This is a genomic window from Nocardia violaceofusca NBRC 14427 (genome assembly GCF_963869435.1).
Taxonomy (GTDB): Bacteria; Actinomycetota; Actinomycetes; order Mycobacteriales; family Mycobacteriaceae; genus Nocardia; species Nocardia aobensis.
Map to the genome: position 1 here is coordinate 91,672 of NZ_CAWMPM010000026.1, position 26,103 is coordinate 117,774.

27 protein-coding genes are annotated in these 26,103 nt (G+C 68.3%); 12 read left to right on the top strand and 15 right to left on the bottom strand.

What is annotated here, in order from left to right; genetic code table 11:
* The first annotated feature begins 91 nt into the window (after positions 1-91).
* Both AC5592_RS22025 and AC5592_RS22030 read left to right on the top strand, forming a co-directional pair.
* Complete coding sequence (locus tag AC5592_RS22025; RefSeq protein ID WP_063065301.1) at positions 92-427, top strand: hypothetical protein; 336 nt, start codon at positions 92-94, stop codon at positions 425-427.
* Positions 424-843 carry a MerR family transcriptional regulator gene (locus tag AC5592_RS22030; RefSeq protein WP_063065302.1) on the top strand — a complete coding sequence of 140 codons (420 nt, stop codon included), beginning with the start codon at positions 424-426 and terminating at the stop codon, positions 841-843. The genes AC5592_RS22025 and AC5592_RS22030 overlap by 4 nt, the downstream gene beginning before the upstream one ends.
* A 314-nt stretch (positions 844-1,157) precedes the next feature.
* Here AC5592_RS22030 and AC5592_RS22035 read toward each other — a convergent pair whose 3' ends face one another.
* The 5 genes from AC5592_RS22035 to AC5592_RS22055 all read right to left on the bottom strand — a co-directional run bounded on the left by AC5592_RS22035 (position 1,158) and on the right by AC5592_RS22055 (position 3,790).
* Complete coding sequence (locus AC5592_RS22035) at positions 1,158-2,093, bottom strand: oxidoreductase (RefSeq protein WP_036507947.1); 936 nt, start codon at positions 2,091-2,093, stop codon at positions 1,158-1,160.
* A 120-nt stretch (positions 2,094-2,213) separates the two neighbouring features.
* Entirely contained in the window at positions 2,214-2,408 is a 195-nt protein-coding gene (locus AC5592_RS22040; protein ID WP_063065303.1) for a nuclear transport factor 2-like protein, read from the bottom strand.
* A gap of 39 nt (positions 2,409-2,447) precedes the next feature.
* The gene (locus AC5592_RS22045) at positions 2,448-2,693 is read right to left on the bottom strand and encodes a DUF397 domain-containing protein (protein ID WP_084507000.1); all 246 of its coding nucleotides are present in this window, start codon (positions 2,691-2,693) and stop codon (positions 2,448-2,450) included.
* A gap of 18 nt (positions 2,694-2,711) precedes the next feature.
* The gene (locus AC5592_RS22050) at positions 2,712-2,924 is read right to left on the bottom strand and encodes a DUF397 domain-containing protein (RefSeq protein ID WP_063065304.1); all 213 of its coding nucleotides are present in this window, start codon (positions 2,922-2,924) and stop codon (positions 2,712-2,714) included.
* Positions 2,921-3,790: a helix-turn-helix domain-containing protein gene (locus AC5592_RS22055; RefSeq protein ID WP_063065305.1), complete on the bottom strand. Its 870-nt coding sequence runs from the start codon at positions 3,788-3,790 to the stop codon at positions 2,921-2,923. The genes AC5592_RS22050 and AC5592_RS22055 overlap by 4 nt, the downstream gene beginning before the upstream one ends.
* 339 nt (positions 3,791-4,129) lie before the next feature.
* Here AC5592_RS22055 and AC5592_RS22060 point away from each other — a divergent pair, with 339 nt between their 5' ends.
* Genes AC5592_RS22060 through AC5592_RS22070 form a run of 3 tightly spaced genes read left to right on the top strand, consistent with a single transcriptional unit; the run spans position 4,130 to position 5,039 of the window.
* Positions 4,130-4,483 carry a hypothetical protein gene (locus AC5592_RS22060; RefSeq protein ID WP_157122116.1) on the top strand — a complete coding sequence of 118 codons (354 nt, stop codon included), beginning with the start codon at positions 4,130-4,132 and terminating at the stop codon, positions 4,481-4,483.
* A gap of 3 nt (positions 4,484-4,486) precedes the next feature.
* Complete coding sequence (locus tag AC5592_RS22065) at positions 4,487-4,834, top strand: hypothetical protein (protein ID WP_063065307.1); 348 nt, start codon at positions 4,487-4,489, stop codon at positions 4,832-4,834.
* On the top strand, positions 4,827-5,039 hold the full coding sequence (locus AC5592_RS22070; protein ID WP_063065308.1) for a hypothetical protein: 213 nt from the start codon (positions 4,827-4,829) through the stop codon (positions 5,037-5,039). Before AC5592_RS22065 ends, AC5592_RS22070 begins: the two co-directional genes overlap by 8 nt.
* A gap of 6 nt (positions 5,040-5,045) precedes the next feature.
* Here AC5592_RS22070 and AC5592_RS22075 read toward each other — a convergent pair whose 3' ends face one another.
* Complete coding sequence (locus AC5592_RS22075) at positions 5,046-5,270, bottom strand: hypothetical protein (protein WP_063065309.1); 225 nt, start codon at positions 5,268-5,270, stop codon at positions 5,046-5,048.
* A 165-nt stretch (positions 5,271-5,435) separates the two neighbouring features.
* Between AC5592_RS22075 and AC5592_RS22080 the strand changes: the two genes are divergently transcribed.
* On the top strand, positions 5,436-6,587 hold the full coding sequence (locus AC5592_RS22080; RefSeq protein WP_063065310.1) for a serine hydrolase domain-containing protein: 1,152 nt from the start codon (positions 5,436-5,438) through the stop codon (positions 6,585-6,587).
* A 29-nt stretch (positions 6,588-6,616) separates the two neighbouring features.
* On the opposite strand, the gene AC5592_RS22085 is transcribed toward AC5592_RS22080, so the two are convergent.
* Complete coding sequence (locus tag AC5592_RS22085) at positions 6,617-7,012, bottom strand: hypothetical protein (protein ID WP_063065311.1); 396 nt, start codon at positions 7,010-7,012, stop codon at positions 6,617-6,619.
* Positions 7,013-7,111: 99 nt separating this feature from the next.
* Here AC5592_RS22085 and AC5592_RS22090 point away from each other — a divergent pair, with 99 nt between their 5' ends.
* Complete coding sequence (locus AC5592_RS22090) at positions 7,112-7,570, top strand: MarR family transcriptional regulator (RefSeq protein ID WP_084507002.1); 459 nt, start codon at positions 7,112-7,114, stop codon at positions 7,568-7,570.
* Between the two features lie 16 nt (positions 7,571-7,586).
* Here the strand turns inward: AC5592_RS22090 and AC5592_RS22095 are convergent, their stop codons facing one another.
* Positions 7,587-8,054, bottom strand: coding sequence for a YybH family protein (locus tag AC5592_RS22095; protein ID WP_063065312.1), 468 nt, complete (start codon positions 8,052-8,054; stop codon positions 7,587-7,589).
* A gap of 10 nt (positions 8,055-8,064) precedes the next feature.
* Positions 8,065-8,649, bottom strand: coding sequence for an NADPH-dependent FMN reductase (locus AC5592_RS22100; protein WP_036501870.1), 585 nt, complete (start codon positions 8,647-8,649; stop codon positions 8,065-8,067).
* Positions 8,650-8,807: 158 nt separating this feature from the next.
* Between AC5592_RS22100 and AC5592_RS22105 the strand changes: the two genes are divergently transcribed.
* Both AC5592_RS22105 and AC5592_RS22110 read left to right on the top strand, forming a co-directional pair.
* A complete protein-coding gene (locus AC5592_RS22105; RefSeq protein WP_036501868.1) occupies positions 8,808-9,296 on the top strand; it encodes a M15 family metallopeptidase in 489 nt (162 codons plus the stop codon).
* A gap of 219 nt (positions 9,297-9,515) precedes the next feature.
* Complete coding sequence (locus AC5592_RS22110; RefSeq protein ID WP_036501865.1) at positions 9,516-9,758, top strand: hypothetical protein; 243 nt, start codon at positions 9,516-9,518, stop codon at positions 9,756-9,758.
* 42 nt (positions 9,759-9,800) lie between these two features.
* On the opposite strand, the gene AC5592_RS22115 is transcribed toward AC5592_RS22110, so the two are convergent.
* From AC5592_RS22115 to AC5592_RS22135, 5 genes are all read right to left on the bottom strand, one after another.
* Positions 9,801-14,024, bottom strand: coding sequence for a TIGR02680 family protein (locus tag AC5592_RS22115; protein WP_063065314.1), 4,224 nt, complete (start codon positions 14,022-14,024; stop codon positions 9,801-9,803).
* Positions 14,025-14,027: 3 nt separating this feature from the next.
* Positions 14,028-15,473 carry a TIGR02678 family protein gene (locus AC5592_RS22120; RefSeq protein ID WP_063065315.1) on the bottom strand — a complete coding sequence of 482 codons (1,446 nt, stop codon included), beginning with the start codon at positions 15,471-15,473 and terminating at the stop codon, positions 14,028-14,030.
* Complete coding sequence (locus tag AC5592_RS22125; RefSeq protein WP_084507018.1) at positions 15,473-16,981, bottom strand: TIGR02677 family protein; 1,509 nt, start codon at positions 16,979-16,981, stop codon at positions 15,473-15,475. Before AC5592_RS22125 ends, AC5592_RS22120 begins: the two co-directional genes overlap by 1 nt.
* A gap of 159 nt (positions 16,982-17,140) precedes the next feature.
* The gene (locus AC5592_RS22130; RefSeq protein ID WP_036501861.1) at positions 17,141-17,905 is read right to left on the bottom strand and encodes a DUF2127 domain-containing protein; all 765 of its coding nucleotides are present in this window, start codon (positions 17,903-17,905) and stop codon (positions 17,141-17,143) included.
* A gap of 71 nt (positions 17,906-17,976) precedes the next feature.
* Positions 17,977-19,116, bottom strand: a complete 1,140-nt coding sequence (locus AC5592_RS22135) for an NsdA family TPR-like regulatory protein (protein WP_063065356.1) — start codon at positions 19,114-19,116, stop codon at positions 17,977-17,979.
* Positions 19,117-19,402: 286 nt separating this feature from the next.
* Here AC5592_RS22135 and AC5592_RS22140 point away from each other — a divergent pair, with 286 nt between their 5' ends.
* Entirely contained in the window at positions 19,403-19,708 is a 306-nt protein-coding gene (locus tag AC5592_RS22140) for a hypothetical protein (RefSeq protein WP_036501858.1), read from the top strand.
* A 73-nt stretch (positions 19,709-19,781) separates the two neighbouring features.
* Here the strand turns inward: AC5592_RS22140 and AC5592_RS22145 are convergent, their stop codons facing one another.
* Positions 19,782-20,642 (bottom strand): PAC2 family protein, encoded by an 861-nt coding sequence (locus AC5592_RS22145; protein WP_232329493.1) that lies wholly within the window; start codon positions 20,640-20,642, stop codon positions 19,782-19,784.
* Positions 20,643-20,804: 162 nt separating this feature from the next.
* Between AC5592_RS22145 and metH the strand changes: the two genes are divergently transcribed.
* Together metH and AC5592_RS22155 are read left to right on the top strand one after the other, a co-directional pair.
* Positions 20,805-24,383 carry a methionine synthase gene (gene metH / locus AC5592_RS22150; RefSeq protein WP_063065316.1) on the top strand — a complete coding sequence of 1,193 codons (3,579 nt, stop codon included), beginning with the start codon at positions 20,805-20,807 and terminating at the stop codon, positions 24,381-24,383.
* A gap of 73 nt (positions 24,384-24,456) precedes the next feature.
* Complete coding sequence (locus AC5592_RS22155) at positions 24,457-26,100, top strand: serine/threonine-protein kinase (RefSeq protein WP_063065317.1); 1,644 nt, start codon at positions 24,457-24,459, stop codon at positions 26,098-26,100.
* Positions 26,101-26,103 lie beyond the last annotated feature (3 nt).

Consider the following 26,103-nt stretch of genomic DNA (forward strand, 5'->3'; position numbering starts at 1 on the left):
GTATACAGAAAATCATGAATTCATCCGTGGTCGTGTTCGGGTGAATCCAGAGGTTGCATCCGGTACCGGGGTACAGGTTTACCGTCGATCCATGACGATTTCGCCGGCTCGGAACGACTGGGTGCCCTCGGCCTGCACCCTGCCCACGGTCGAGCAGCCGATCCGCGTGACCGAGTTCGATCGGTTCTTCGCTGATGCGGTCCGTGCTGTCCGTCGACCGCACCCGCATCGGCTCGAACTGATTCTCGCCTCCGACGCCGAGCCGCGCGCCCGGGACCTCGCGGCGCGGGAGACCAGCTGCTGTGCGTTCTTCGTGTTCGACTTCGACGCCACCGAAGAAGGGCCGGTGCTGAGTATCGGTGTGTCACCGGCCTATACGGCGGTGCTCGACGCATTCGCCGCCCGCGCCACCGGCGGTGCACGGTGACCGCGCTGCGCACCGGCGAGCTCGCGGCCGCGGCCGGAGTGAACACCCAGACCCTGCGCTACTACGAACGCCGCGGCCTGCTGGCCGAACCGCAGCGCACCCTCGGCGGGCACCGCCTGTATCCGGAGGAGGCGGTGACGGTGCTGCGGATGATCAAGGCGGCCCAGCGGCTCGGATTCAGCCTCGACGAGGTCGCCGACCTGCTCTCCGGCACCGGGCATCACCGCCGCGACGCCGGCTTGCGCACCCGTGTACACGCCAAGCTCGCGGAGGTCGATGCCAAGCTGGCCGAACTCGGCGCGGTCCGCGGCACCCTGCGCGCCGCGCTGGCCGCCGGGTGCGAGGATCTGCTCGCCTGCAGTGAATCGCCATCCTGCCCAGTACCTTTCGAGGTTCATGGCGGCTCCGGCGCGTAGGCCTGGGCGGATTCGCCGACTGTGAGCCGCCCGGCCAACTCGCTGGCCTGGTCGACCTAGCGGCTGCGCGGACTTGTTTGCGGGTGCAGTTGCCTGTCGGGTCGATAACGACGCCGGGATGGGCGTCGACACAGCGGCGAGCGATGAACAGCGTGTCATTGTGGGCGGAAGCGATGATCGGAACGACGGCCCGATGTATCGCTTCGAGAGCCGATGTGGCGCTGCGGGTTCAGACACCACTTGCGGTTGGTGGTTCTCCATCGACATGTGAGCTTCCGTCCCCCGAAAGACTTCGGATACTGCTTCGTCGGTGGTCATACGGAATACCGAACACCGGTGAGGTCCTCGGACATCTCCCATAATCTGCGCTGAAGCAGGGCATCGTGGGAGGTGGCAGACGAACTGACGATCCGGGGATGACCTCGTAGTTCGCCCAGTCCTCCGGGCCCGAAGTACTGGCCGCCCACAACTGCGGGATCCGTTGCGGCGCGCAATATCGGCAGCGCTCCCATCGCAGCGCCTTGACGCAAGCTGCCGAGCAGTCTGTTCTGCAGCCGTATGGATATCGGGGCGTCCCTGACGAGTCGTGTCTTCGTCGTGCCCGGGTGCGCTGCCACGGCGATGGCGTTCGTACCTGAGGCCGCAGCCAGCCGACGTTGGAGTTCGTATGTGAAGAGCAGGTTGGCGAGCTTGGCCTGGCCGTAGGCGTGTACCCACTCGTAGGGACGCCGTTGCCAGTGTGGGTCGGCGAAGTCGATGCCGTCACCAGCCATGCGGTGGCCGAAACTGCTCACGGTCACGATTCGGGCTCCGGGTGTGTGCATCAGCGTATCCAAGAGCAAGCCTGTCAGCGCGAAGTGTCCGAGGTGACACACGCCGAAGTGGAGTTCGAAGCCCTCCTCGGTGGATCCCTTCGTAAACGCGACCAGCCCCGCGTTGTTGATCAACAGGTCGATGCGGGGGTAGCTTGCGCGCAGTTCGGCGGCCGCGGATCTGACAGATCGCATGGATGCGAGATCGAGCTGCTGCACGCTGACGGTAGCGCCGAGTTGAGAGTCGGCGATTCTGGCGGCAGCTTCGGTTCCCGCGCCGATGTCTCGCACGGCGAGCACCGTGCGGGCTCCGCGACGCGCGAGAGCAGCGGCGATCTCGTACCCGATACCCGAATTAGCGCCTGTTACAACGACAGTGCGCCCCGATTGATCCGGTATCGCGTCAGCCGTCCAACGCTGACGCCGGTTCATTTTCATTTCACCTCGCTCACGTCGGGGGACCGGATACTTCCCCAGTAGGGTCGTAGCGGGTGGTCAGGTATCCGGAGTCGGCCGACCCTGCGAATCGCAGCGCCGCCCAACAGATCTGAGTCGAACTCATCGCCACGCTTGGTAAAAGGCCGGCTCCGGATACTCCCGATACTCGACGAGCTTTCCGTTGTCGAAACGGTACACCTGGGCCAGGACGTAGCTCAGCTTCCCGCCGTCACGTTCGAGGTGATGGCGAACAATAGCGACCCCGATGCGATCGCTGGCCACGATGTCGATCAGTTCGTCCCGAAATGTGCTCATAGAGCCTGCGCAGGGCGGCCTCGTCGGGATGGATTTCTGTCATGACGCGTCTCTTTCTGGTGAGTGTGGTCGAAAGTCAGCTCGGGGCGGACCACATGGGGAACCGCGCGGTGACCGTGAAGGCGTCCACTCGGCGGAAGCGAAGATGAGGGCCGGGCCGTCCGGATTCTTCGAATCGCGGATGCCGACCCGGCCGCCTTCCAGAAATACGACCTCGACCCGATCCTTCGTTGCAACGCTCGCGGGGCTTTTGAACGACCGTGTTCGGGATGGGTCGATGTTCACTTCATGTCGCGGTCTCGTCTATGCGAACGGCCGATCGAGCCCACCGTTGCGCAGGGTGTCGGTGAAGGCGTCCCACTCGCCGGGGGTGAAGGCGAGGGCGGGGCCACCTGGGTCTTTCGAATCGCGGATGCCGACCATGCTGCCGTCGAGGAATGCGACTTCGACGCATTCTCTTGTGGCGGTGCTTCGGCTGCTCTTGAACCATTCCGCGCCGGATAGATCAACCGTCATCGCAAATACTCCTTCGCTACCTGCCGCAACAAGGCCCTGCTGGCCGTCGCATCCAGGGAGGCGAGCTGCATCTCCTCGAATACTCCAGCGTACCGGCGGACGGTAGCCGATTTCTCCAAATACAGGTTGCCGGTGAAGGTTTCAACATAGACGACAGTCCGTGCGCGATCGTTGAACCGCAGAACGACGAAGGCGCCGACCGGATCACCCAGGGGGACTCCAGAGCTGAATGGAAGGACTCGGACCTCGACGTTCGCGCGGGTGCTCATGTCCGCGACGTGGCGAATCTGAGAGCCCATGACTTTGGCGTTTCCGATGATTCTCCGGAGCGCACCCTCGTGAATCACCGCCTGAAGTCCGGCGGGACGCGCCTTACGGGTGATGAGAAGCTGTCGCCGCAACTTCAGCCGAAGGCGACGGTCGATTTCCTCCTCGGGAGCGTCGGGCAGCGCGCTGCGCATCAGTGCTCGGGCGTAGTCGGGGAGCTGCAGCAGACCGGGAATCAGGTCTGGTTGGTACGTGGCGACCTCCTGTGCTCCCGTTTCCAACCCCACATAGATATCGAAGTCGGCAGGGATCAGGTCGTCGTATTCGTGCCACCAGTTCTCTGTATCGGCCTGCTGGGCAAGGCCTTTCATCGCCTCGATCTTCTCCTGATCGAACTCGTACAACCGGCAGTACGCCTCGATCTCGGGAATCGACAGCTTCTGGGTGAGTCCCTTCTCGATACGCATCAACGTGGGTGCCGAGCGTCCGATATGTGCCGCCGCCTCGGCCAGGCTCATGCCCGTTTCCTCCCGGGCCTGCCTGAGGTAGTAGCCGAGCTGGCGTTTCGGCAGGGACAGCGGTTCCCCGGGTTCGGCCATCGAATGCCCCCTTTCTGTTTCATTGCGAAGTGAAATGGTGCCTCTGGATTCCTGTAATCCGTCCTGGCGTTTTGCGGCACTTCCGGTGGGATTTCATGTCGCGCACGCGGACCAGGCCGGTCGATGGTGTTCTGGTGCTGCGACCACGACCGACGCGAAACCATGACCGCTACTGCGGTCGACATCAACAGAGGAACCTGACGAATCGCTAGTGCGGCTACAGGTGGAGTGCGCCCCCTGTGCCACGGCTATCGCACATGATAGCCGAGTCGTACCGGCCCGGCGAGCGTCAGTCGTGAATTGCCTTCCAGCCCAACATTATCGAAGGAGATGCAACCGGTGCCGTACTCACCGATCGACGAGGATGCTCTCCTCGTTCTACCCGGTATCTGCGATCTGACGCGGATCGAACTGGCTCACGATCTGATGCAGCAGCACCGATGCTGCCGTATCGAACAGTGCGCGTGGAAACAGGTGGCCTATCGGACCCTGGTGCATCTCCGGCGGATCGAGCCGTCGCGGTTGAGCCCGCGCGAGCGTGCGCATCGGCGCGGCATCGAATTCCCGGTAGGCAGGGGTGTTTCCGCTTCGCCACGTCATAACGCTGTGCCGATCGAGACGTTCCAGCAGGTGCTCGCAGGGTTGGCGGAACTGGCAAATCGCATGCACCCGAACGTCATTCGTGACCGGTGAACGATGGGAACCTGGACCGCCCTGTCGAGCGTCGTCACGGTGCTGTCGGGGTGCGGCGTCGTGCTGCTCGCCGTCGGGTGCTTCTGGCCGAGCGATGATCCTCCACGTACGGGGCACGGCGAGCGACGGAACGGCGCGAACCCCGGGCCACCGATCGCGCGGCTCACGGACTGGAGCTGTGCCCCGCCCGCCGGATCCTTCACCACGGCCGAGGCCCACCACTGGATGCAGATCCATCGTGATCACGACTGCCCGCGCAAGCGGGAGGCTTTCGCCGCGCTGGTCGCGGCCGGCCGCATTCGGCCCGATTCCACCCGCCGGAACACCCTCAGGAGCGAAGACGATGAGTGACCGCGAGGCGAATACCGCAGCAGCGCAGGCAGATCCGATGACGGAACGAATTGGCGAGCTCACCGCGCGCGCCGAAACCATCGGCTACGTTCTCCTCCGCAGCGTCCGTCCGCAACCGGAATGGAAACTGCTGGACAAGGAAAGCGGGGAGGAGGTCTTCTGTGCAGCCGAACTGGACGCGATCGAACAATGGCTCGATTCGTGATCCGTACTAGAACGTCGATGTGGCCGCACCCCACCGGGACCGTTTCGCGCGGTGCCGGCCGCTGGGTGCGACCCCGCCTTGGCGCACCATGCGCAGCCGGGTCACCTCGTCGGCCTGCGCGGGGATCCTTCGCGTCCGTCCCGGCGCCAGGGAGGCGACTGCGACCAGCGCGCTCGCCCCCAGTGCAGCGGCCAGCGGCACCAGAGCGTTCGCGGTCAGCGGAAGAGCCATGACTGCCTCCTCGTCCTCGGGTCGACAGAGCCCACGACCGCTTCGCACGCTATCGGGTGATTCGAACGCACGGCAGGGCGACACGCCGCCGTGCATTTCGCCCGGCGCGCCGACGTTCGACGGTGAACACCGGCCACGATCTCTGTAACGTGTTCTAATTTCGGCATGACCGGCGTGCGGGGATGGGTGGATCCGGCCTTCGAGGCGGTCCGGGAGGTGTTCTCGGCCAACCTGGCCGAGGGGCGTGATCTGGGCGCCTCGGTGGCGGTGTGCGTGGACGGGCGTCCCGTGGTGGATCTGTGGGGCGGCGTCGCGGACGAACGCACCGGGCGACCGTGGGAGCAGGACACGGCCTGCGTGGTCTTCTCGTGCACGAAGGCGCTCACCGCGACGGCGGCCCTCGCCGTCGCGCAGGACGTCGGCATCGACCCGGACGAGCCGGTCGCGCGGTGGTGGCCCGAATACGCCGTCGCCGGTAAGGAATCCACGACACTCACCGACATGCTGACCCACCGGGCCGGGCTGCCCGTCTTCGAGCGGCCGATCACGGTGGCCGAGGCCGCCGATCCGGAACTGATGGCGCGCGTTCTCGCGGCGCAGCGCCCGATCTGGCGGCCGGGTGGCGAACATGGTTATCACGCACTGACGTTCGGCTGGCTCGTGGGCGAATTCGTTCGCCGCCACACTGATTCGACGGTCGGCGAGTATGTGCGCGGCCACTTCGGCGCGGATCTGCGCATCGGTGTCTCCGCCGAGGAGGCCGCGCAGGCGGCGCGCCTGGCCCGCCCGCCCGCTGCCGAGATGGTGTGGACGGACGACAGCGGGCCGATCGATGCGGCCACGGCGGCCCGCCTGGTGGAGGCCTATCGCGATCCGGATTCGCTGCTGATGCGCTCCTCATCCAATCCGGCTGCCGCATACAACAATTCGGATGTGCTGGCGGGCGGGTGGCCGGCATCGGGTCTGGTCGTCACCGCCCGCGCTCTCGCCGGCTTCTATCGCGACCTCGTCGCGGGAACGCTGCTGCCGCGGGCGGTCCTCGCGGAGGCCACGCGGGAGCGGGTGCGCGGAGTGGACGCGGTGCTGCGACTCGAGACGGCGCTCGGCTGGGGATACATGCTGCCGTCGCAGAATTTCGTGCTGCCGGAAACCGCGACCCCCACCGCGTTCGGGCATCCCGGCGCGGGCGGCTCGATCGGCATGGGCGATGTCGACAACCGGGTCGCGATCGCCTTCGTTCCGAATCTGCGCCGCGATTGGCTCGCCGGTGACCGGCGCGCCTACGACCTGGTCACCGCCGTCTACGACTGCCTGTGACGGTAGCCGCGGTCTCCTGGACAGCGGATTCAGGCGAATGCGGCTGCTCTGCGGAGGGCGTCGAGAGTGGTTTCGGGTGAGGTGTTGAAGCAGAAGCGAATTCCCGGCGCTGCCTCCGCGACGAGATTGACGACGCGTTCGAACAGCAGGGTGTGCTCGGGGACGGCTCGCACCGCCCCGCCCACCATGACGAGGTCGAACGATCGGTTCGCCAGCGCCGCGCGGATCTCGTTCTCGGCTTCGTCGGGTGAGGCGGAGACCAGGCACGGTGTGATGTCGAATTCGGTGTCCCGAAGGGCGGCGTTGGCGGCGTCGACCCTGGCTGTGAGTTGCTCCTCGTCCAGATCGGGAAAACGACTGTAGTCCAGCGCTCGTGGATGCAATCCGATCGTCAATGCGCGAAGGCGGGCGGCGGGATCGGTCATCGTTTCTCCTCCGGAAGGAAGTGACAGCGTGTCGACGTGGGACGATGGGCCTGTTCGGCAATTTAGCTTTGAAAGCAAAGATATTTGAGGGAGAAAGGTATGTCAACGGAGCACGAGGGGCTGTCCCTGGACGAGGGCGTCCGGGCGATGGTGCTGCTCATGCCGCGACTGGTCGGCCGGGCGAAACGCCTGCCGGTGCCCGAGGCGCTGCGATCGTTCGATCTGGCACCGCGCCATCTGTCGTTGTTGACGTACGTGCTGTTCGACGGGCCGCTCACGGTCAACGAACTGGCCAGGCGACTGGAGGTGGCGCCGACCACCGTGAGCCTGATGATCGGCGACCTCAGCCGCCAAGGGGTCCTGGAACGCCGCCCCGACGACAACGACCGGCGGCGCACCCTCGTCGCGATCGCCGACGCGCACCGAACGGCCGTGGCGGACTGGCTCGGCGGTGCGGACCGGGGGTGGCGCGCCGCGCTGGGCCCGCTGACCGCGGAGCAGCGGGCCCTGGTCATCACGACGCTGCGCGCCTACGAGGAAGCCGTTTCCTCCGGCTGACACCGCGCAAGCCCTGTCAGGGCTCGAGGTCGACGACGCCGGTGCCGCTGGCGATGTCGAACGGTACCGACACCTGGTCGTGCGCGATCAGCCAGATGCCGTCGATCTTTCGCATTCCGTAGGTGACCCGGACCCACATACCGCTGTTGGCCACCCCGTTCTTCATCGTGCCGTGCAGTCGCGCGAACGCGTGCCCGAATGCCACGTCCTCGCCCACGGTGAACGTCAGATCGCGAATGTCGTAGTTCACCTCCTCGAAGAACAGGAACACCTTGGCCCAGTTGTCGAGTTTGGCCGCGATCCCGACGTGCTGGAGTGGCGGCTCGACATCGAAGGACACGACGTCTGTCGCGTAGGCCCGGCGCACCGCGTCGAGATCCTTGGCGCGCAATCCCTCGATCACCCGGTCGATCTGTCGGCGGATCTCGGCTTCATCGGAGGCAATGCGGTCGGCGCGGGACTGAAAGTCGTTGGATACGGACATGTTCGGCTCCTCAGGAATTGGCGAGAGTGGTTTCGGCGCCGGCCCGCAGCGGGGCCAGCGCGGTGCTCCACGCGATGACTTGGTCCAGTGTCTTGTCCAACGCGGCGGCATGATGATCACGCGGGATGAACGTGGTGTGGTTCTCGAAATCGGTGAGCACCGAGATCGATACCTGATAGCCCACATCGGCCATGCCCAGCGAGCTGCAGACCGCCCGCAGCTGCACGACCGCGCGGGCGCCGCCGTTCGCGCCGTAGGAGACGAATCCGACCGACTTGTCGACCCACTCCGCGAACACATGGTCGAGGGCGTTCTTCAGCACCCCGGGCATACCCCCGTTGTATTCGGGCGTCACCAGCACGAAACCGTCGAACTGGGCGACCCGCTCGGCCCAGGCCCGGGTGTGCGCGTGCACCGAGGGACCGAACATCGGCGGCACCGGCTCGTCCAGATGCGGGAGCGGGTGGTCGCGCAGATCGATCAGTTCGAACTCTGCATCGCCGCGACGCGCTGCCGAGTCCAGAACCCACTGCGCGACCTGCGCACCGTTGCGGTTGGGGCGGGTACTGCCGAGGATGATGCCGATTCTGGTCATTTCCGGAACTCCTGGATGGCTGAAAACTGGTACGTCCTCTACGACGACGCAGCCACCCGGAATGTCAGGCGGTGGTGTTCCCGGCGGCTCGCGGGCGCGACGGCGGGCCGGCACCCGGTTGCGCGGTGTGCGGATCGGCGCTGGTTACGATCGGTTTCATGCTGCGAGGACTTGCTGGTACAGCCGTGGTGTTCGGTGTGGCTCTGGCCGGAGCCGCGGGACCGGGTCTGGCCGAACCCACCCACACCGCATTCGCCGCCGGCACCGAAGGACTGGATCCGCTGCTGGCCGCCGCCTACACGATGGCCGAACGCCAAGCCCATCAGCAGGGCGTGCCGCTCGAGATCGTGTCCGGTCACCGCACCCGCGACGAGCAGGAACAGCTGTGGGAGCAGGGCATCGCCACCTACGGCGGCCCCGACGCCGCGCGGCGGTGGGTGCTGCCGCCGGACGAATCCACGCACGTGACCGGTAAGGCGATCGACGTCGGCCCGCAGCAGGGCGCACAGTGGCTGCAGGACAACGGGAACCGGTGGGGGCTCTGCAGGCCGTTCGACAACGAGTGGTGGCACTTCGAGTTGCAGACCCTCCCCGGCGGCGCCTGCCCGCCCCGGTGGCCCGACGCGAGCGTTCGGCCGCACCGATAGCGCGAAACTCGCGAATCGGATAGCTACCAACCGGTATTCAGCAAACTTTCGGAGACACGCCGATTGTCCTGTCCAATACCGGTGTGGCGCACTCGCGGATGGGGCACTGTAAATGTCTGGCGGTTTCCCGGCAGACGGGCCGGGACGCTCGAAGCGATGGAGGTTCGGGTGCGAGGGCGGGTTCCGGTACGGCGGAGCGGTGCGATACGTGGCAATGCGGTGCACAGCGAGACCGGACCGGAGATACCCACGGTCCAGCTGATCCCCGAGACCGGCCTGGCCTCGATCCCGTGTGGATGGCTGCTGCCGGAACTGCCCACCGCACTGCTCATCGCGGTCTTCGTCGGCACCGGCTGGGTCGGCTACGCCGCCTCCGACCGGCCGATTCCCGATCCGCCGCTGACCGTCGTGGTCGCACCCGGCGACCGGGATTCGCTCTCGGTCACATTCGGCGACCGCTGAGCGCCGCCGGGTCCAATGTGCCCGGCGCGCAACGGGTCACGCTCAGCTGGTCGGTTCCAGTGCCTCGTCGAAGGTGATGCCGCCCTCGACGGTGTGCGGGGTGCGGCGCCGGTTGGGGGAGCCCAGGGCGGTGGTCAGGTCGGAGCCGTCGTGCTCGGCCAGCAGCGCCGAGGAATCCCACACCAGCAGCGTCGCGCTCACGGTGTTCTCGGCCGCCGAATGCGCGAGATCGTAATGCGCGCACGCGGGCACGTGATCGTAGGTGATCCACAGGTCGTAGCCGGTCATGAACAGGTCCAGATCGAAATCGACCGACAGGCCGAGCAATTCGCTGCGACCGTTGTCGTCGACGCCGGCGAACGCCTCGTCCAGCGCGAGCAGCCGCGGCGCCTGCGGATCGGCCGAATCCAGCATCACGTGCGCGGCGGCGAACAGCGGAAGATGCAGCGACACCGACTGTTCGCCACCCGAGAGCGCGCTGTGCCGTGCCACGGTGAGCCGATCCTCGGAGCCGTCGGCGGTCACCAGGGTGAACGAGAACACCCGCCACGTGCGGTAGTCCAGGGTGGTGGCCAGGATCTCCGGATAGGACCGTTCCGGATGCGCCGCCCGCGCCGCCCGAATCTCGGCTGCGAAATGCGCACGCACCGTAGCTAATTCGCCGGGACCGAGGTCGGCGGCCGCCCGGTCGAGCAGCTTGCACACCGCGCGCGCCGACTCCGACAGATTGTCGGCCAGCACCCAGTGCACACCGATGGTGTTACCCGAGGACATGCGTCGCTGCTTCATCTCGGCGCCCATCCGGGCGATGAGATCGCGGGCGTCGCAAGTGCGTTCGTGAATCTGCTGGGCAAGGCCGGTCAGCAGCGCATCCTCGAGAATGCGCCGTTCGGCATCGGTCAGCAGCAGTTCCTGATCGGCGCGGGCCGCGGCGATGCGGTCGGCGAAATCGGCCAGCGCCGCCATTCCGTTGTCGTCGTGCACCTGCACCACGGTCAAGCCGTCGGCGGCATCCCATTGCAGGCGGTAGTCCTGGCGAGCGGAGGCCAGTGCGGCGTCGAATTCCTGCAGCGCCGCGGTGACCGCGCTGCGGGTCGACTTGCGGGCGGACTCCCCGGCGCGCACGGAAGCGGTGGCGGCGCAGAGGTTGTCGAACAACTCCTGCACCTCGACGGGCAGGACGGCGGTCGCACCCTCCGGCCCGCCGGATTCGATGCGATACAGCAGCTGATCGGCGGTCGACCAGGCCGCCGGTGAACTCGGCCACCGGCTCTCGGTGGGCGCACCCAGCAGCGAGAGCAGATCGGGCCGCGCGTAGGGGGCGAGGTGGCGGACGTCGGTGAGCAATTCGGTCAGCGCGGTGCCGAGCGACTCGTGGGCGGCGCGATAGGCGCCCTCGGCCGACCCGACCGCTTCGATCGCCTCGGCGGCGGCCTTGCGGGCGGCGCGCTGTTCGGCGCGGGCGGCGTCGATGCGCTCGCGGGCCTGCTCGAGTTCGCGGTCGATATCGGCGGCGTCGGCGCCCAACGCCTCGCGCAGCGTCTCGAGTTTGCGCAGCTGCTCCTCGTAACCGGCGCGGGCGGCCTCCGCCTCCTCGGCGAAAGCCTCGGCCAGATCCCGGGATTCGGCGAGTCGGTCGTTCGCCTCACGGGCGCGTTCGGCCTCGCGCTGCTGGTCGCCGCGCAGCCGCAGCAGCGCGGTGCCGGTGTTCTCGAAATGGCGGACCGCCGCGGCGAGCGCGTCCAGTTCCGCGGGATCGCGAGGTGCGTTGCGGGCGGCGGCGACCGCGCGCACCTTCTTGTCGGCCGCGGTGAACGCCGAGACTGCCTGGTCCAGATCGTGTTCGGCCTGCGCCACCGCCTCGGTATGCGAGCGCAGCACACCCGCCGCCTCCGACACCGAACGCAGCGCCGCGATCACCGCACTGCTGCGCGGCAATTCCTTCGCGGCGGCCGCCAGCCGGGCCAACTCGCCGGAGGCCTCGTCGGCGTCCGCGCGGGCGCTCTGCTCGGCCTGTTCTGCGGCGGCGATCTCCTCGGCCAGATCGGCCAGGCGCCGTTCTCGGCGCCGCGCCCGGGCGGTGGCGCCGATGAACTCCGCCTGCGGCTTGTGGTAGCGCCCGAGCTGCACGCCCTGCCGGAAGCCGCCGTCGCCGCCGACGGCGACCAGATTCTCGGACGCAGGGGAGTGGTTGTCGCTCAGTGCGATCGAGGCCAGGATGTCGGCGAGATGGGTACGCGAGACCGCGGCGATCGGCGCATCGGAATCGTCGCCGACACCGTCCTCGACGACCAGCACCTGCGTGAGGGTGGGACCGCCGGGTCGTGCGGTGGGCGGCAGCGGGGTCAGCACGATGTCCGAATCAGTCTGCTGCGCTTCGTCGTTCGCTCCCACCCAGGCGTCGAGCAAGCCCGCGGCTTGTAGCGCGGCCTCGATCCCGGCAGCACGCTCGGCGTCGACGTCGTCGGCGAAGCGCACCAGCCGCCACAGCGGTGCACCGGCACGCATCGCCCGGGAACCGGTGCGGCTCTGCGGTGCCGGGGGCGCGTCGTCCTGTTCGGCCCCGACCCGCTGCTGTTCGGCACGCAGCGCCGCGGCCCGGTCGCGCGCCTGATCCGCGGCCGCGCGCGCCTGCCGGCGGCGGTCCCGCAGCGTTTCGGTGAGCGATTCACCGTGCTCGGCCAGCACCTGCGGCAGCGGCGGCGCATCGTCACCGCCGGCCTCGGCGAGCGCGGCGTCGAGCGCCTCGAACAATCCGGCGGCTACAGGGGAGTGCAGGTCGCTGTAGGTGTCCCACCAATTGCGCAGGGAGGCGGCGGTATCGGCGCGCGCCAGCGCCACCGCGGCCTCCGCTTCGGCCAGTTCGGCGGTGGCGGTATCGCGGTGGCGGCTCGCGCGTTCCACGGCTCGTTCCGCGCGGGTGCGGTCGGCCGCGGCGGCATCGGCCACCGTCATCGCCTGGCGCACCGCGCGCACATCGGCGTCGCGTTCCTCGGCGTGACTGCGCACGGTGGTGGTGAGCTGTCCGGTACGGGCCTGTTCCGGCAGCGCGGCCCAGGCGATTCCGGCTTCCTCGGCGGCCGCGCGCAGTTCTTCCTCGCCGCGGGCCAGGGCCGCGGCGGCGGTGGTGACCGCGGCGGTGGCGCGTTCGTATTCGTCGCCGCGCTGGTCGGCCGCCTGCTGGGCCTTGGTCGCCTTGTCGCGGTGGACCGCCGCCGAGGTCTCCAGCCGCCGCACCGCATCGGCCAGATCGTCGAGCTGCTGCTTACCCTCGTAGGCGCTGGAACGCTGCAGCGTCTCCCGATCGGTGAGGGCCTGCTCGTAGGCGCGATCGGCCTCCTCGCCGCGATGCTCGGCCGCCGTGCGCTCGGACTCGCGACGCTGCCGCAGTGCCGCGGCCGCGAACAGCGCGGTGCTGCCGTGGGTCACCGCGTCCAACCGGGAGCGCACCTGATCCACATCCGACTTCGCCTGCACCGCAAGGTATTTGCGATAGACGTCGACGAAGGTACGGGTCGCGGAGTCGGCGGCGACCAACCCCTCGAGCGTGCGGCCGACCTCCTCCATATCGCTGAACGAGCGGGCGGCGTCGAGGATCAGCTGATCGTCGAGCGGGCGCAGGCCGTCGGTCAGCGCCTGCGACAGTCCGCGCGGATCGAGGTTCTTGGCCAGCTGCGGGCGGCGCAGGGTCAGAATCAGATTGATCAACTGGTCGTAGCGCTGCACGCCGAGGCCGAACATGCGCGCGTCGATCGCGGCGCGATAGTCGACCGGGCGGTCCACGATCGCGTCGGTGCCGATCTGCTCGGCCAGCTGTTTGCGGGTGAAGGGCCGATCGTCGGGACCGATCAGCGAGAAGTCCACGCCCACCCGGCCGTCGGCGACGAAATACCACCGTGTCACCTTGTCCGAGGAGCGGGTGGCGCGCATACCGATGCCGACGGTCACCACCTCGGGCTCCGACCAGCGCCCGCGCGCGAATTCCATCCAGACGTAGGAGTAGGCCGAATCCTGTTTGCGGTAGAGCAGATTCGACTTCATCGTGCGCTCTTCACCGGCGAACGGATTCAACCGGCGCGGCTCGATGCGGCCGTCGAAGACGAAGGGGAACAACACCTCCAGCGCCTTGGTCTTACCGGAGCCGTTCGGCCCGCGCAGCACGAGCCGTCCGTCCGCGAAGCAGAATTCCTGATCCCGGTAGTCCCACAGATTGACGATCCCGGCGCGGGTGGGAATGAAGCGGACACCACCGTGAATGAGGTCCATGGGTTACTCCGTCCCCTTTCCTGAGGTACTGGATCGCGCGGCGCCGGCCGGTGTGGTCGCCGGTTCCCCGGTGGCGTGCGCGCCCAGCGATCGTGCCGAGGCGAACAATTCGGATTCGGCCCGCGTGCGCACGGTGACCACCGCACCCCGGTAGCGGGCGAGCGCGGGCAGGGCCAGGACGCCGCCGTCGACCGTCTCCACGAGGGACAACCGAGCCAGCAGACCGACCACCTCGGTGGTGAGCCCACCCACATCGGCCTGCCATTGGGCGGCGAAGGTCGAACCGTACCGTTCGGCGAGGGCGTGCACCGTCGCGCGAATCCAGTCGTCGTCGACGAACGGATGAGTGACCGGCGCACGGCCTTCCTCGTCGCCGGCCGGATCTTCCGCGTCGACGGGCTCCTGCGGCGCCGTGACCAGCGGCGCGAAGACGGTCGCCGCCGGAATGGCGGCATCGAGACCGTCGGCCGTACCGGTGGCGGCGGGCGGACGCGGTTGCCGGGGTAGCGGATCGTCGATGTCGAGGACCCGGTCGGCGATCTCGCCGATCAGCAGCAGCGCCACCTGCGCGAGCGTTCCGGTGCTGGGGAACCGCACATCGGAGAACCGGCCGGAGGTGTCGATCAGGGCCACACCCTCACCGCGGCGTTCGGCGCGCAGCCCGGTCAGCAACTCCACCTCCGCCACGATCTTCTCGCTGCCCAGCGCGGATTGCCCGGCCGCACCGAGGGTTTCGGTGTAGACGACCGGCAGTTCGATCAGCGCCCGCCGCACCCGGCGCGCGGCCGCGGCCCGCGACGGCACGGAAGTTGTTGCGGCGGAGTCGGTCTCGTCGGACAGGAGGGTGCGCACGCTGTGCAGGTGCTGCAAGGCGCGCGGCGGCCGGAAGATCGCGAACACCACCGAGCGGTCGATGTCGTAGAGCGCCTCGCCCGCTTCCGGGTCGGCCGCCCAGCCACCGGCGTCGCCGTCGGCGAGCGACAACGCGCCGCGGGCGGCCAGCCACGCCACCGCGTCCACGAACGCATCCCGGTCGGCGGCCCGTTCGGTCGACAGTTCCAGCCCCTCCACCCGCATCGCATAGGCGGCGACCTGATCGGCCAACTCCGACAGCGTGATCTGATCACCGGCGCGACCGAGCGCGGCGAGCGCGAGTGACAGATACGCGTAGCGGCGACGGTCGAAGACACGATCGGCGGGAGTGCGGGCCGGACGGCCGGTGTCGAGCCGGTCCGGGATCGGGAACAGCCGCGCCGTCGTCTCGGTGACCTCGAGCCGGTAACCGAGCAACTCCGCCATGTCCTCGCGCAGTTCGGTGGCCCAGCGCCGAATCAGCGGCAGCGCAATGCGATCCGGGAAGGTCCGGGTCACCAGATGATTGGCCAGCAGGACCCGCGCGGCGCGCTGGTAGCTGTCCAACGCCAGCGGGTCGATGGTTTTCGCGTGCATCACGACCGCCCGGAGGCGGTACGGGCGCGGGAGTTCTCGCGCACCTCGAGCCGGCGGTGATCCAGATACAGCAGACCCTGGGCGGTGCGCACCACCGTGGAGCCGGGATGTTCGCGGACCGTCAGTGTGACGCCGCTGTCGGAGCCGGTCGTGCTCACCCGGCCGCTCACCGGCACCCACGCCGTGGAGGCGGCGTCGAGCAGTCGCAACAGGACCTCGGTCTCGCGTTCGTCCAGCACCCGGTCGTGCACATCGGCGGCGGCCAGCGACATCGCGGCCGCCGCGCGGGCCCGCTGCGTCTCCAGCTGGGCCTGGCGCAGCCGCCGCACCCCGGCATCGTTGCGCACCAGCCGCGCGGGCGTGCCCGGAGTGGGCTGGCGGCCGGTTTCGGCGAGCGTGCGCGCGATCTCCAGCGGCGCTGCCTCCCACCAGGATCGGTGTGCGGGGATGATGTCGGAGTCGGGATGTTCCATCGACAGATGCCGCGGTTTGCCCAATCCGAACACGACGTCGAACAGGGCGTGCGCACTGTCGGTGGTGGGCGCGGCGGCGAACCAGCCGGCCAGATGCCGCAGCGCCGACTCCCGGCTCACCCCGCCCTTGCGCGTTTCGGTCACGCGGCGCAGCAGCGACAGCACAGCGGCGATCGCGCTCATGGTCGCCTCCCGCAACCGTTCGGCCTCGGTCGCCGGCGCGGATTCGGCGCCGGGGTCGGGCGCGCTGCGATCGCGGACCGCGACGAACCATCCGCGCAGGCCCTGCCAACGGGCCCGCCAATCGGCCTCGCGCGCAGCGACGTCCAGCAACACCCGCTCGTCACAGGACGCGGCCCGGCTGATCAGCGACTCGGCGCCGGTGTCGTCGACCTCGGCGATCGCGGCCGCCAGCCGGGGCGCGTAGCGGGCCAGATCCATACTGAATTCGCGCATATGCGCCAGCAGCGCATCCTTGTGTGCCAGAAAGGCTTCCGGCGTGGCCTCGGTCGTGCGGACCAGATCGCCGAGGGTCAGGTAGAAATGCGCCGCGCGGTCGGCCAATTCGGACAGCGCGGTGTCGAGCCGCTTCAGGATCCGATACACCCGTTCGGCGTCACCGTCGCGATTGGCCTGCGCCAGCGCCTGCAGATCGGCCAGCAGTTCCGGAAGCACCAGCCGCGAGAGCGAGGCCTCGTCCAGGCGCGCGCCCAGTACCTCGTTCACCGCCCGGTACGCCTGAAATCCGGCCTGCGAGAACTGATAGACGTAGTGCCGGTTGCGATATTCGGCGAGCGTCGCCGCGCGGGTGCCGTCGTAACTGCGTTCCAGCACACCCCAGGTGTGCAACTGCTCGAGCAGCGGACCGATCTCGGTGGCGGTGGGATGCGGGGCATCCGGCATCCGGGCCAGGGTGTCGGCCACATCGGAGGCGTGCAGCAGCACCACATAGGCAGCGCGGGCATGGTCGAACGCGCGCAGCACCCACAGATAGTCGTTGCGTTTGTCGGCGGTGGCGAAGGAGAACAACCGCAGCCGGTCCGCGCCCTCGATCACGGTCTCGCTCCGGGTGGGGGAGACGCCGTCGAACAGTGCGGGTTCGGCGGGCAGCAATCGGTCAGCGGACTCGGTCACCGGCACGAGCGTAATACCTGCCCGTGCACCGCGGCGGCGCACCCGGGCCTCGGCGTGCCGTCACCCCGCTTCGGTGGCGACCGCGGAGCGTTCCACGGTCAGCAGGCTCTCCTCACTGTGCTCGCGGTGGTAGGCGGCGCCACCGCCGTTGAGGCCGAACAACCGCTTGGACCACAGCAACCAGAGCACCGCGGCGACGTTGATCACCAGCGCGCCGGCGCGGATGACGGTGATGCGCTCGGTGAGTTCGTAGATTTCCAGCGGCAGGAACAGCGAGGTGGCGATCACCGCGAAGTACTCGCCCCAGCGCTGCACATACCACAGGCCCACGGCCTCCACGAATTCGATGACGGCATAGGCCAGCAACCCCACCGCGATCCAGGTGAGCACGGCCGGCGAGAGCGTCCAGCCCTTCTCGATGAACGCGACGATCTTGGAATTGTCGGGATTCCAGCCGATCTGGTCGGCGAGTGGGCGGATCAGCGGCAGCTCCCGATCGAAGGCGGCATGCAACTGCTCCTGCGAATTGCGTACCTTGAACACCCCGGCGGCGAGCACCACGAACACCAGTCCGCGCACCACACGCTCGGCGGCCAGCAGCCGCATGATCAGCCGGTCGCGCAGCAGCCGCCCACGCGGCACCTCGGGCGCCGCATCGGCCGGGCCGCGCCCCCGCGGCTCGCCGATCACGAAATTCCCGCAGCGCAGACACCGCCAAGCCTCGCCCGCGGCCGTCGAAACATGCAGGCGCGCAGCGAGTTCCGCTTCGTCGGGGGCGTAGGTCGCGTGCCCGTGCCACGAGCAGCTGCGCAGACTGAAGTCCATTCGTCGCAGCGTACAACCCCGGCGGCCCTGTGCAATTCAGCAACGCAATTCAGCGGCGCAACGCAATCCGCTCAGCTCATCGACAGGACCCGCAACTGCTCGAGATAGGTGCGGGTGCGGGGATCGGACGGATAGCGTTCGATCATCTCCCGCGCCGCCTCACCCGCGATCCACAGCAGCGACGGCAGCGAGCGGCGTTTGCCCTCGAACGCGCGCATCGCCTCGTCGACGGCGAGCTCCAGATCGCGATCGCGGACCGCCACCACGGCCAAGGTCAGCTGTGCCTCGGAGACGCGCATCGGCTGGCGGACCGAACCGTCGAGGCCCGTGGCGCTGCGGATCACCTGGCGGGCATAGGCTTCCGCCGGGCGGTTGTCACCGGCGACCCGGCAGCAATCCATGGCGTAGAAATCGAATTTCTGCGCGTCGACCACGAAGTGGTTGTCCAGATTTACTGGATTGTCCAATTGCCGCAAGATATCTCGGCCGCGCTCGAGCGCGCGTTCCATCGCCTCGCGATCACCGATGCGCGCCCAGGCCTTGGCCTGCTGCGCCGCCAGCTGCACGCCGACACCCATGCCACGGCAGTTGTCGAGGGCGGACTCGGCCACCTCGATCGCACCGCGATAATTGCCCTGGGTGATGGCGAACCACGCCGCCATTTCCGCACCCCAGCCGACGATTTCGGGATGTTCGGCCTCCTGGCCCAGCGACAGCGCCGCGCGGCGGGTCGCCTCCGCGGCGGTGCGCCGGCCCAGGTCGTAGTCGACACAGCCGACCAGCAACGCCACCCAGCCGGCGAGGACCAGCACCTCGCGATGCTGAGCCAGGGTCAGCCGTCCGTCCAGCAGCGAGGTGATGCGCCGCAGCCACGCGGTGCCCTCGGTATGCAGTTCGTGCGGGTCGGCGAAGGGATATTCGCAGCACAGTCGCTCGGCGGTGATGCGAATGGCATCCAGTGTGGCCGAAGAGATGTCGGACATCCGCAGCCGGCCGATGAACTCGAGCGTGTCCATTCCCGTTGACGACAAAAGTTCGTCGTCCCGATTCGGGCGCGCCTTGGGGAAAAACGCCGCGGTGACGGTGTCGAACGCCGCGGCGATGATCGGCGCGTAGAAATCGTCCGGGCGCGACTCACCCGATTCCCAACGGCGCCAATTGCGTAGGAGGGTACTGTCTGTCGGCAGGTTGTGGGATGACTTCGCGCGCATCGCGCGGACGGCATCCGCTTGGGACCACCCCCGCGCGTCTCGTTCGGAGCGCATCCTGACAGCCCAGACGGGTCGATCGTCACTCACGGCCACGTCTGTAGTATCCCACCAGTTAACGCCGGTGGACCCGATAGGGCACGCGGTTGTCCGTCATTGACATCTGCAATTGCATTTGCAGATGACGGATGCTCGATTCGGGCGGTTTTCCCGTCCACAGCGGGTGATCCACAAGCAGGTGATCCACAACAGAACAGCGAGTCCCTTACACATCCAAACGGAGGTTCGGGTGGAAGCGTTGATCTATGGATACGTGCGTGACGACTTAGCCGACGGTCACGCTGCCGAGCTGGAGGATGCGATGTGCACCCTGGCCAGCGAAGTCGGCCTCTGCTTCGCCGCGACGTTCCATGAATCGACCCAGGGTGACGGCGCCGCGTTCGCCGAGCTCACGGCGGAGCTCAAGCGGGCCGAGGCACACCATGTGGTGGTTCCGTCGCTCGATCATCTTGCGGGCCAGACGATTCCGCGCGACGTGCTGATCGCGAAGCTGGCCCACGACGCGGAAGCCCAGGTGCTGACCATCGAGACCTGACCGTGTGCGGCCGGTCGCCGGGCACGCGGCCGCGGGACCCGCCCGCCGGCCGAGTGTCCGCCGCCGCCACCGGTTACAGGCCGAATCCGCCCTTGCCGCCGCCTCGCCGGCGCAGATACTTCTCGAATTCCGCGGCGATCGCGTCGCCGTCGATCTTGGCCATCGCGTCGTCGAGGTCGACCGCGGCATCGCCGCGCTCTTCCAGCGACCGCACGTATTCGGTGACCTCCTCGTCACCCTCGGTCATCTCGTCGACCGCCGACTCCCAGTCCTCGGCCTGCGCGGGCAGCTCGCCCAGCGGGACCTCGAGATCGAGCACGTCTTCGACCCGGCGCAGCAGCGCGATGGTCGCCTTCGGATTCGGCGGCTGGGAGACGTAGTGGGGAACCGCTGCCCAGAAGGAGATGGCCGGCACGCCCGCTCGCACGCACGCGTCCTGCAGCACGCCGGTGATGCCGGTCGGTCCCTCGTAGCGCGTTTGTTCCAGGCTGAACTGTTCGGCCGCTTCCTTGCTGTAGGCGGTGCCGGTGACCGGGACCGGCCGGGTGTGCGGGGTGTCCGCGAGCAGTGCTCCCAGGATCACCACCGTCGTCACCTGTAGTTGCTCGATCAGCTCGATGATGTCGGAGCAGAACGCTCGCCAGCGCATATTCGGCTCGATGCCGTGCAGCAACACGATGTCGCGCTCGCTACCGGGAGGCGAGCACACCGACAGGGTGGTCGAGGGCCACTGGATCTCGCGGGTCACGCCGTCGACCTGGCGTACGGTCGGCCGGTTGACCTGGTAGTCGTAGTAGTCTTCGGAATCCAGTTCGGCCAGCGGTTCGGCGTCCCAGATCAATTCCAGATGTTCGACGGCGCCGCTGGCGGCGTCGGCCGCGTCGTTCCAGCCTTCGAAGGCGGCGACGAGAACCGGATCGCGCAACGTAGGCATTGCCGGATCGGATGAGGCACTGGGGTTCACCCGGTCAGCCTACGGCGTGGCGGCGGTGTCGTTCACCGCATATTGCGGGATACCGCGTGTCGAGGACGATGTGGTGCGGGCCGCCCGGTCCGGTGGTCAGGATTGTCGGGGCCGCCCACTACTCTGGGGTACATGTCTGTGTCCTCCCGCGCCGAGTTCGATACCACGTTGCTCGACACGCTTGCCCGGCGTGTCGTGATCGGCGACGGGGCGATGGGCACCATGTTGCAGGCCGCGGATCTGACGCTCGACGACTTCCGCGGCCTCGAGGGTTGCAACGAGATTCTCAACGAGACCCGCCCGGACGTGCTGCGCGGCATCCACCGCGCCTATTACGAGGCCGGCGCCGACGCGGTCGAGACCAATACCTTCGGCTGCAATCTGCCCAACCTGGCCGACTACGACATCGCCGACCGGATCCGCGATCTGTCCGAACGCGGCACCCGGCTCGCCCGCGAGGTGGCCGACGAGATGGGTCCCTCCGGCGAGGGCACGCCCCGCTACGTGCTGGGATCGATGGGCCCCGGCACCAAACTGCCCACCCTGGGCCATGCTCCCTACGTCGCGCTGCGCGATGCCTACACCGAGGCCGCGCTGGGCATGCTCGACGGCGGCGCGGACGCCATCCTGATCGAGACGTGTCAGGACCTGCTGCAGGTGAAGGCCGCGGTCACCGGCAGCCGCCGGGCGATGGAGCGGGCCGGGCGGCGCATTCCGATCATCACCCACGTCACGGTCGAGACCACGGGAACCATGCTGGTCGGCAGTGAGATCGGCGCGGCGCTGACCGCGATCGAACCGCTCGGTGTCGACATGATCGGTCTCAATTGCGCCACCGGCCCGGACGAGATGAGCGAACATCTGCGCCATCTGTCCAAGCACGCCCAGCTGCCGGTGTCGGTGATGCCGAATGCGGGGCTGCCGGTGCTGGGGGCCAACGGCGCCGAATATCCGCTCACCCCGGGCGAATTGGCGAGCGCGCTGCACGGCTTCGTCACCGAATTCGGCCTCGCGCTGGTCGGCGGCTGCTGTGGCACCACCCCGCAGCACATCCGCGAGGTCGCCGACGCGGTCGCGAATGTGGCTCCGGTCCAGCGCAATCCGGAGCACGAGCCGAGTGTGTCGTCGATGTACACCTCGGTGCCGTTCGAACAGGACGCCTCGATCATGATGATCGGCGAGCGCACCAACGCCAACGGCTCCAAGGCTTTCCGTGAGGCGATGCTGGCCGGCGACTGGCAGAAATGCCTCGACATCGCCAAGGACCAGACCCGCGACGGCGCGCACATGCTGGATCTGTGTGTCGACTACGTCGGCCGCGACGGCAGCGTCGACATGGCGGAGCTGGCGGGCCGGCTCGCCACCGCCTCGACGCTGCCGATCATGCTCGACTCCACCGAGCCGCCGGTGCTGCAGGCCGGTCTGGAACATCTGGGCGGGCGGTGCGCGGTCAACTCGGTGAACTACGAGGACGGCGCCGGGCCCGATTCGCGCTTCCAGCAGATCATGCGCCTGGTCGCCGAGCACGGCGCCGCCGTGGTGGCGCTGACCATCGACGAGAACGGCCAGGCCCGCACGGCGGAGCACAAGGTGGAGATCGCCGAGCGGCTGATCGCCGACATCACCGGCAACTGGGGGCTGGCCGAGAGCGACATCATCGTCGACTGCCTGACCTTCACCCTGGGTACCGGGCAGGAGGAATCGCGTCGCGACGGCATCGAGACCATCGAGGGCATCCGCGAGCTCAAACGGCGGCACCCGCAGGTGCAGACCACCCTCGGCCTGTCGAACATCTCCTTCGGCCTCAACCCCGCCGCCCGGCAGGTGCTGAACTCGGTGTTCATGCACGAATGTGTGGAAGCCGGGCTGGATTCGGCGATCGTGCACGCCTCCAAGATCCTGCCGATGAGCCGGATCCCGGAGGATCAGCGCACCGCGGCGCTGGATCTGATCTACGACCGCCGCCGCGAGGGTTACGACCCGCTGCAGACGCTGATGGCCATGTTCGAGGGCGTCTCGGCGGCCTCGGCGAAGGCCTCGCGCGCCGACGAGCTGGCCGCGCTGCCGCTGTTCGAACGCCTGGAGCGGCGCATCGTCGACGGCGACCGCAACGGCCTCGAGGACGATCTGGACGCGGCGATGCGGGAAGTGCCGCCGCTGCAGATCATCAACGAAACCCTGCTCGCGGGGATGAAGACTGTCGGTGAGCTGTTCGGTTCGGGGCAGATGCAGTTGCCGTTCGTGCTGCAGTCCGCAGAGGTCATGAAGACCGCGGTGGCGCACCTGGAACCGCATATGGAGGCCACCGACGATTCGGGCAAGGGCCGCATCGTGCTGGCGACGGTCAAGGGCGATGTGCACGACATCGGCAAGAACCTGGTCGACATCATCCTGTCCAACAACGGCTACGAGGTCGTCAATCTCGGTATCAAACAACCGATTTCGGCGATTCTGGACGCGGCCACCGACAAGAAGGCCGATGTGATCGGCATGTCGGGCCTGCTGGTCAAGTCGACGGTGGTGATGAAGGAGAACCTCGAGGAGATGAACACCCGCGGGGTCGCCGACCAGTTCCCGGTGCTGTTGGGCGGCGCCGCGCTGACCCGCTCCTACGTCGAGAACGATCTCACCGACGTCTACGCCGGCGATGTGCACTACGCCCGCGACGCGTTCGAGGGCCTGCGCCTGATGGACGACATCATGACCCGCAAGCGCGGCGGCGCGGTCGATCCGGACAGCCCCGAGGCCGAGGCCGAACGCGCCAAGGCCGCCGAGCGCAAGGCCCGTCACGAGCGGTCCAAGCGCATCGCGGCCGAACGGCGCGCCAAGGAGGCGCCCGTCGAGGTGCCCGAGCGCTCGGACGTCGCCGCCGACCTGCCGGTGCCGGTGCCGCCGTTCTGGGGCACCCGGGTGATCAAAGGCCTTGCGGTGGGCGAATACTCGGGCCTGCTCGACGAGCGCGCGCTGTTCCTGGGGCAGTGGGGTCTGCGTGGACAGCGCGGCGACGAGGGGCCGAGCTACGAGGATCTGGTCGAATCCGACGGCCGCCCTCGGCTGCGGTACTGGCTGGACCGGTTGTCCACCGAGGGAGTGCTGCAGCACGCGGCGGTGGTCTACGGCTACTTCCCGGCCGTGTCCGAGGGCGACGACGTGATCGTTCTCACCGAACCGGATCCCGCTGCGCCGCAACGGTATCGGTTCACCTTCCCGCGTCAGCAGCGCGACCGGTTCCTGTGCATCGCCGACTTCGTGCGCTCGCGGAAGCTGGCCACCGAGCGCGGCCAGGTCGACGTCCTGCCTTTCCAGCTGGTCACGATGGGGCAGCCGATCGCCGACTTCGCCAACGAACTGTTCGCGGCGAACAACTACCGCGACTACCTCGAGGTGCACGGCATCGGGGTGCAGCTCACCGAGGCGCTGGCCGAATACTGGCATCGCCGGATCCGGGAAGAGCTTGTGCTGGAAGGGCATTCGGTTGCCGACGAGGACCCCGCCGAGGTGACGGATTACTTCAAACTCGGCTACCGTGGCGCACGCTACTCCTTCGGTTACGGCGCCTGCCCCGAACTCGAGGACCGCGCGAAACTGGTGTCGCTGCTCGAGGCGGACCGGATCGGTGTATCGCTGTCGGAGGAGTTGCAGCTGCATCCGGAACAGTCGACCGACGCCTTCGTTCTGCTGCATCCGGAAGCCAAGTACTTCAACGCGTAAACTTTTAGCGTTTCCGTGCGTCACACATAGTGGTGGGGTGCTCGGCGTGTGAGCGCAGGAGGGGTTCGACACCATGACTTCAGATCGGCTGATCGCCGGGCGGTACCGACTGGCCGATCCCATCGGCAGCGGAGCCATGGGCGTGGTGTGGCGCGCCAGTGACGTTCGGCTGCGGCGCACCGTCGCGGTCAAGCAGCTGCTGCTGGCGCCCGGACTGACCAAGGCGCAGGCGCTCGAAGCGAAGATGCGCGCCATGCGGGAGGGACGCATCGCGGCACGGCTGCACCACCAGAACGCGGTCACCGTCTTCGACGTCGCGGAGGAGGACGGCCAGCCCTGGCTGGTGATGGAGTACGTCGACGCGCAGAGCCTGGCGGCGCTGATGCGCGACAAAGGCCCGCTCGAACCGCGTGAAGTGGCCCGGATCGGGGCGAAGGTCGCCGCGGCGCTCGCCGCCGCGCACGACGCCGGCATCGTGCATCGGGACGTGAAGCCCGCGAACATCCTCGTCGCCGACAACGGGACGGTGAAGATCACCGACTTCGGCATCTCGCGCGCCGTCGGTGACGTCACGGTCACCTCGACCGGATTCCTGGCCGGCACCCCGGCGTATCTGTCGCCGGAGATCGCGCGCGGTGAGGATCCGGAACCGTCGTCCGATGTGTTCGCGCTGGGGTCGACGCTGTATGCCGCGGTCGAGGGCGCGCCGCCGTTCGGCGAGGGGGACAACCCGCTGGCGGTGCTGCATTCGGTGGTCAGTGCCAAGGTGCCCGAGCCGAAGCGCGCCGAATCGCTGGGCCCGGTGCTGATGAGCCTGCTGGCCGCCGACGGCGCCGACCGGCCCACCATGCGGGAGGCCCAACAGGCGCTCGAGGCCGTCGCCGAGGGCCGATCGGCGGCGTTGGTCCCCGCGGCCACCAAGGTGCTCCCGCAACCGGGCGCCGACGCCGTCGCGACCACGGTGCTGTCGGCTCCCGAGAAGACCACCGCGGCGGCCGGTGCCGCCGCCGTCGCAGGCGGATCCACCGCGAGAACACCCGCGCCGCAACCGAAGCCGGGCCCGCTGCGCGACCGGCGGATCTGGGCGGCCGCCGCTGCCGCCGTCCTCGTCGTCGCCGTGATCATCGGATTGGTGGCGACATCCGGGTCCGATGACAACCACACCGCGGCGGCGGGGAACGGCACCACCTCGGCGCCGGAGCAGCCCTCGGCGACCGCCTTCGCACCGCCCGGCGCCGCGACCCCGGATGCGCCCGGCGGATCCTCGTCCAACGGTGCGGGTGGCAGCGCATCGCTCGGCAGCCCCGTGCCCAGCGGACAGACCCCGCCTCCGGCGCCGAACGGCGTCCTGGCGCCCGGTGCGAGCGCGTCCCGGACGGCCCCTCCCGGAACCAGCGCTCCCTACGGCCCGGCCCAGTCGGCCGACGTCGCGGGCTTCATCTCCGGCTACTACGGCATGCTGCCCGGTAACACCAGCGGTGCCTGGGCCGAGTTGGCACCGTCGTACCAATCCCAGACCGGCGGCTACGCGCAGTACTCGAATTTCTGGTCGACGGTGTCGTCGGTGCGGGTCGGCGGGGTGACGCAGAGCGGTCCCGGGCGGGCGGTCGCGACGCTCACCTATACCCTGAAGAACGGGACCGTCACCTCCGAGAGCCGCTGGTTCACGGTGGATACGGCCACCGGCCGGATGCTCATCACCGCGTCGGGAACCTGATGC

What these genes read in the sequence shown, in the direction of transcription:
- AC5592_RS22145 (WP_232329493.1), bottom strand. Translation starts at nt 20,642, where the DNA reads ATGCCTACGTTGCGCGATCCGGTTCTCGTCGCCGCCTTCGAAGGCTGG.
- AC5592_RS22035 (WP_036507947.1), bottom strand. Translation starts at nt 2,093, where the DNA reads ATGAAAATGAACCGGCGTCAGCGTTGGACGGCTGACGCGATACCGGAT.
- AC5592_RS22055 (WP_063065305.1), bottom strand. Translation starts at nt 3,790, where the DNA reads ATGGCCGAACCCGGGGAACCGCTGTCCCTGCCGAAACGCCAGCTCGGC.
- AC5592_RS22135 (WP_063065356.1), bottom strand. Translation starts at nt 19,116, where the DNA reads ATGCGCGCGAAGTCATCCCACAACCTGCCGACAGACAGTACCCTCCTA.
- AC5592_RS22120 (WP_063065315.1), bottom strand. Translation starts at nt 15,473, where the DNA reads ATGCACGCGAAAACCATCGACCCGCTGGCGTTGGACAGCTACCAGCGC.
- AC5592_RS22075 (WP_063065309.1), bottom strand. Translation starts at nt 5,270, where the DNA reads ATGGCTCTTCCGCTGACCGCGAACGCTCTGGTGCCGCTGGCCGCTGCA.
- AC5592_RS22085 (WP_063065311.1), bottom strand. Translation starts at nt 7,012, where the DNA reads ATGACCGATCCCGCCGCCCGCCTTCGCGCATTGACGATCGGATTGCAT.
- AC5592_RS22105 (WP_036501868.1), top strand. Translation starts at nt 8,808, where the DNA reads ATGCTGCGAGGACTTGCTGGTACAGCCGTGGTGTTCGGTGTGGCTCTG.
- AC5592_RS22155 (WP_063065317.1), top strand. Translation starts at nt 24,457, where the DNA reads ATGACTTCAGATCGGCTGATCGCCGGGCGGTACCGACTGGCCGATCCC.
- AC5592_RS22095 (WP_063065312.1), bottom strand. Translation starts at nt 8,054, where the DNA reads ATGTCCGTATCCAACGACTTTCAGTCCCGCGCCGACCGCATTGCCTCC.
- AC5592_RS22070 (WP_063065308.1), top strand. Translation starts at nt 4,827, where the DNA reads ATGAGTGACCGCGAGGCGAATACCGCAGCAGCGCAGGCAGATCCGATG.
- AC5592_RS22040 (WP_063065303.1), bottom strand. Translation starts at nt 2,408, where the DNA reads ATGAGCACATTTCGGGACGAACTGATCGACATCGTGGCCAGCGATCGC.
- AC5592_RS22100 (WP_036501870.1), bottom strand. Translation starts at nt 8,649, where the DNA reads ATGACCAGAATCGGCATCATCCTCGGCAGTACCCGCCCCAACCGCAAC.
- AC5592_RS22025 (WP_063065301.1), top strand. Translation starts at nt 92, where the DNA reads ATGACGATTTCGCCGGCTCGGAACGACTGGGTGCCCTCGGCCTGCACC.
- AC5592_RS22065 (WP_063065307.1), top strand. Translation starts at nt 4,487, where the DNA reads ATGGGAACCTGGACCGCCCTGTCGAGCGTCGTCACGGTGCTGTCGGGG.
- AC5592_RS22130 (WP_036501861.1), bottom strand. Translation starts at nt 17,905, where the DNA reads ATGGACTTCAGTCTGCGCAGCTGCTCGTGGCACGGGCACGCGACCTAC.
- AC5592_RS22050 (WP_063065304.1), bottom strand. Translation starts at nt 2,924, where the DNA reads ATGACGGTTGATCTATCCGGCGCGGAATGGTTCAAGAGCAGCCGAAGC.
- AC5592_RS22115 (WP_063065314.1), bottom strand. Translation starts at nt 14,024, where the DNA reads ATGGACCTCATTCACGGTGGTGTCCGCTTCATTCCCACCCGCGCCGGG.
- AC5592_RS22090 (WP_084507002.1), top strand. Translation starts at nt 7,112, where the DNA reads ATGTCAACGGAGCACGAGGGGCTGTCCCTGGACGAGGGCGTCCGGGCG.
- metH (WP_063065316.1), top strand. Translation starts at nt 20,805, where the DNA reads ATGTCTGTGTCCTCCCGCGCCGAGTTCGATACCACGTTGCTCGACACG.
- AC5592_RS22080 (WP_063065310.1), top strand. Translation starts at nt 5,436, where the DNA reads ATGACCGGCGTGCGGGGATGGGTGGATCCGGCCTTCGAGGCGGTCCGG.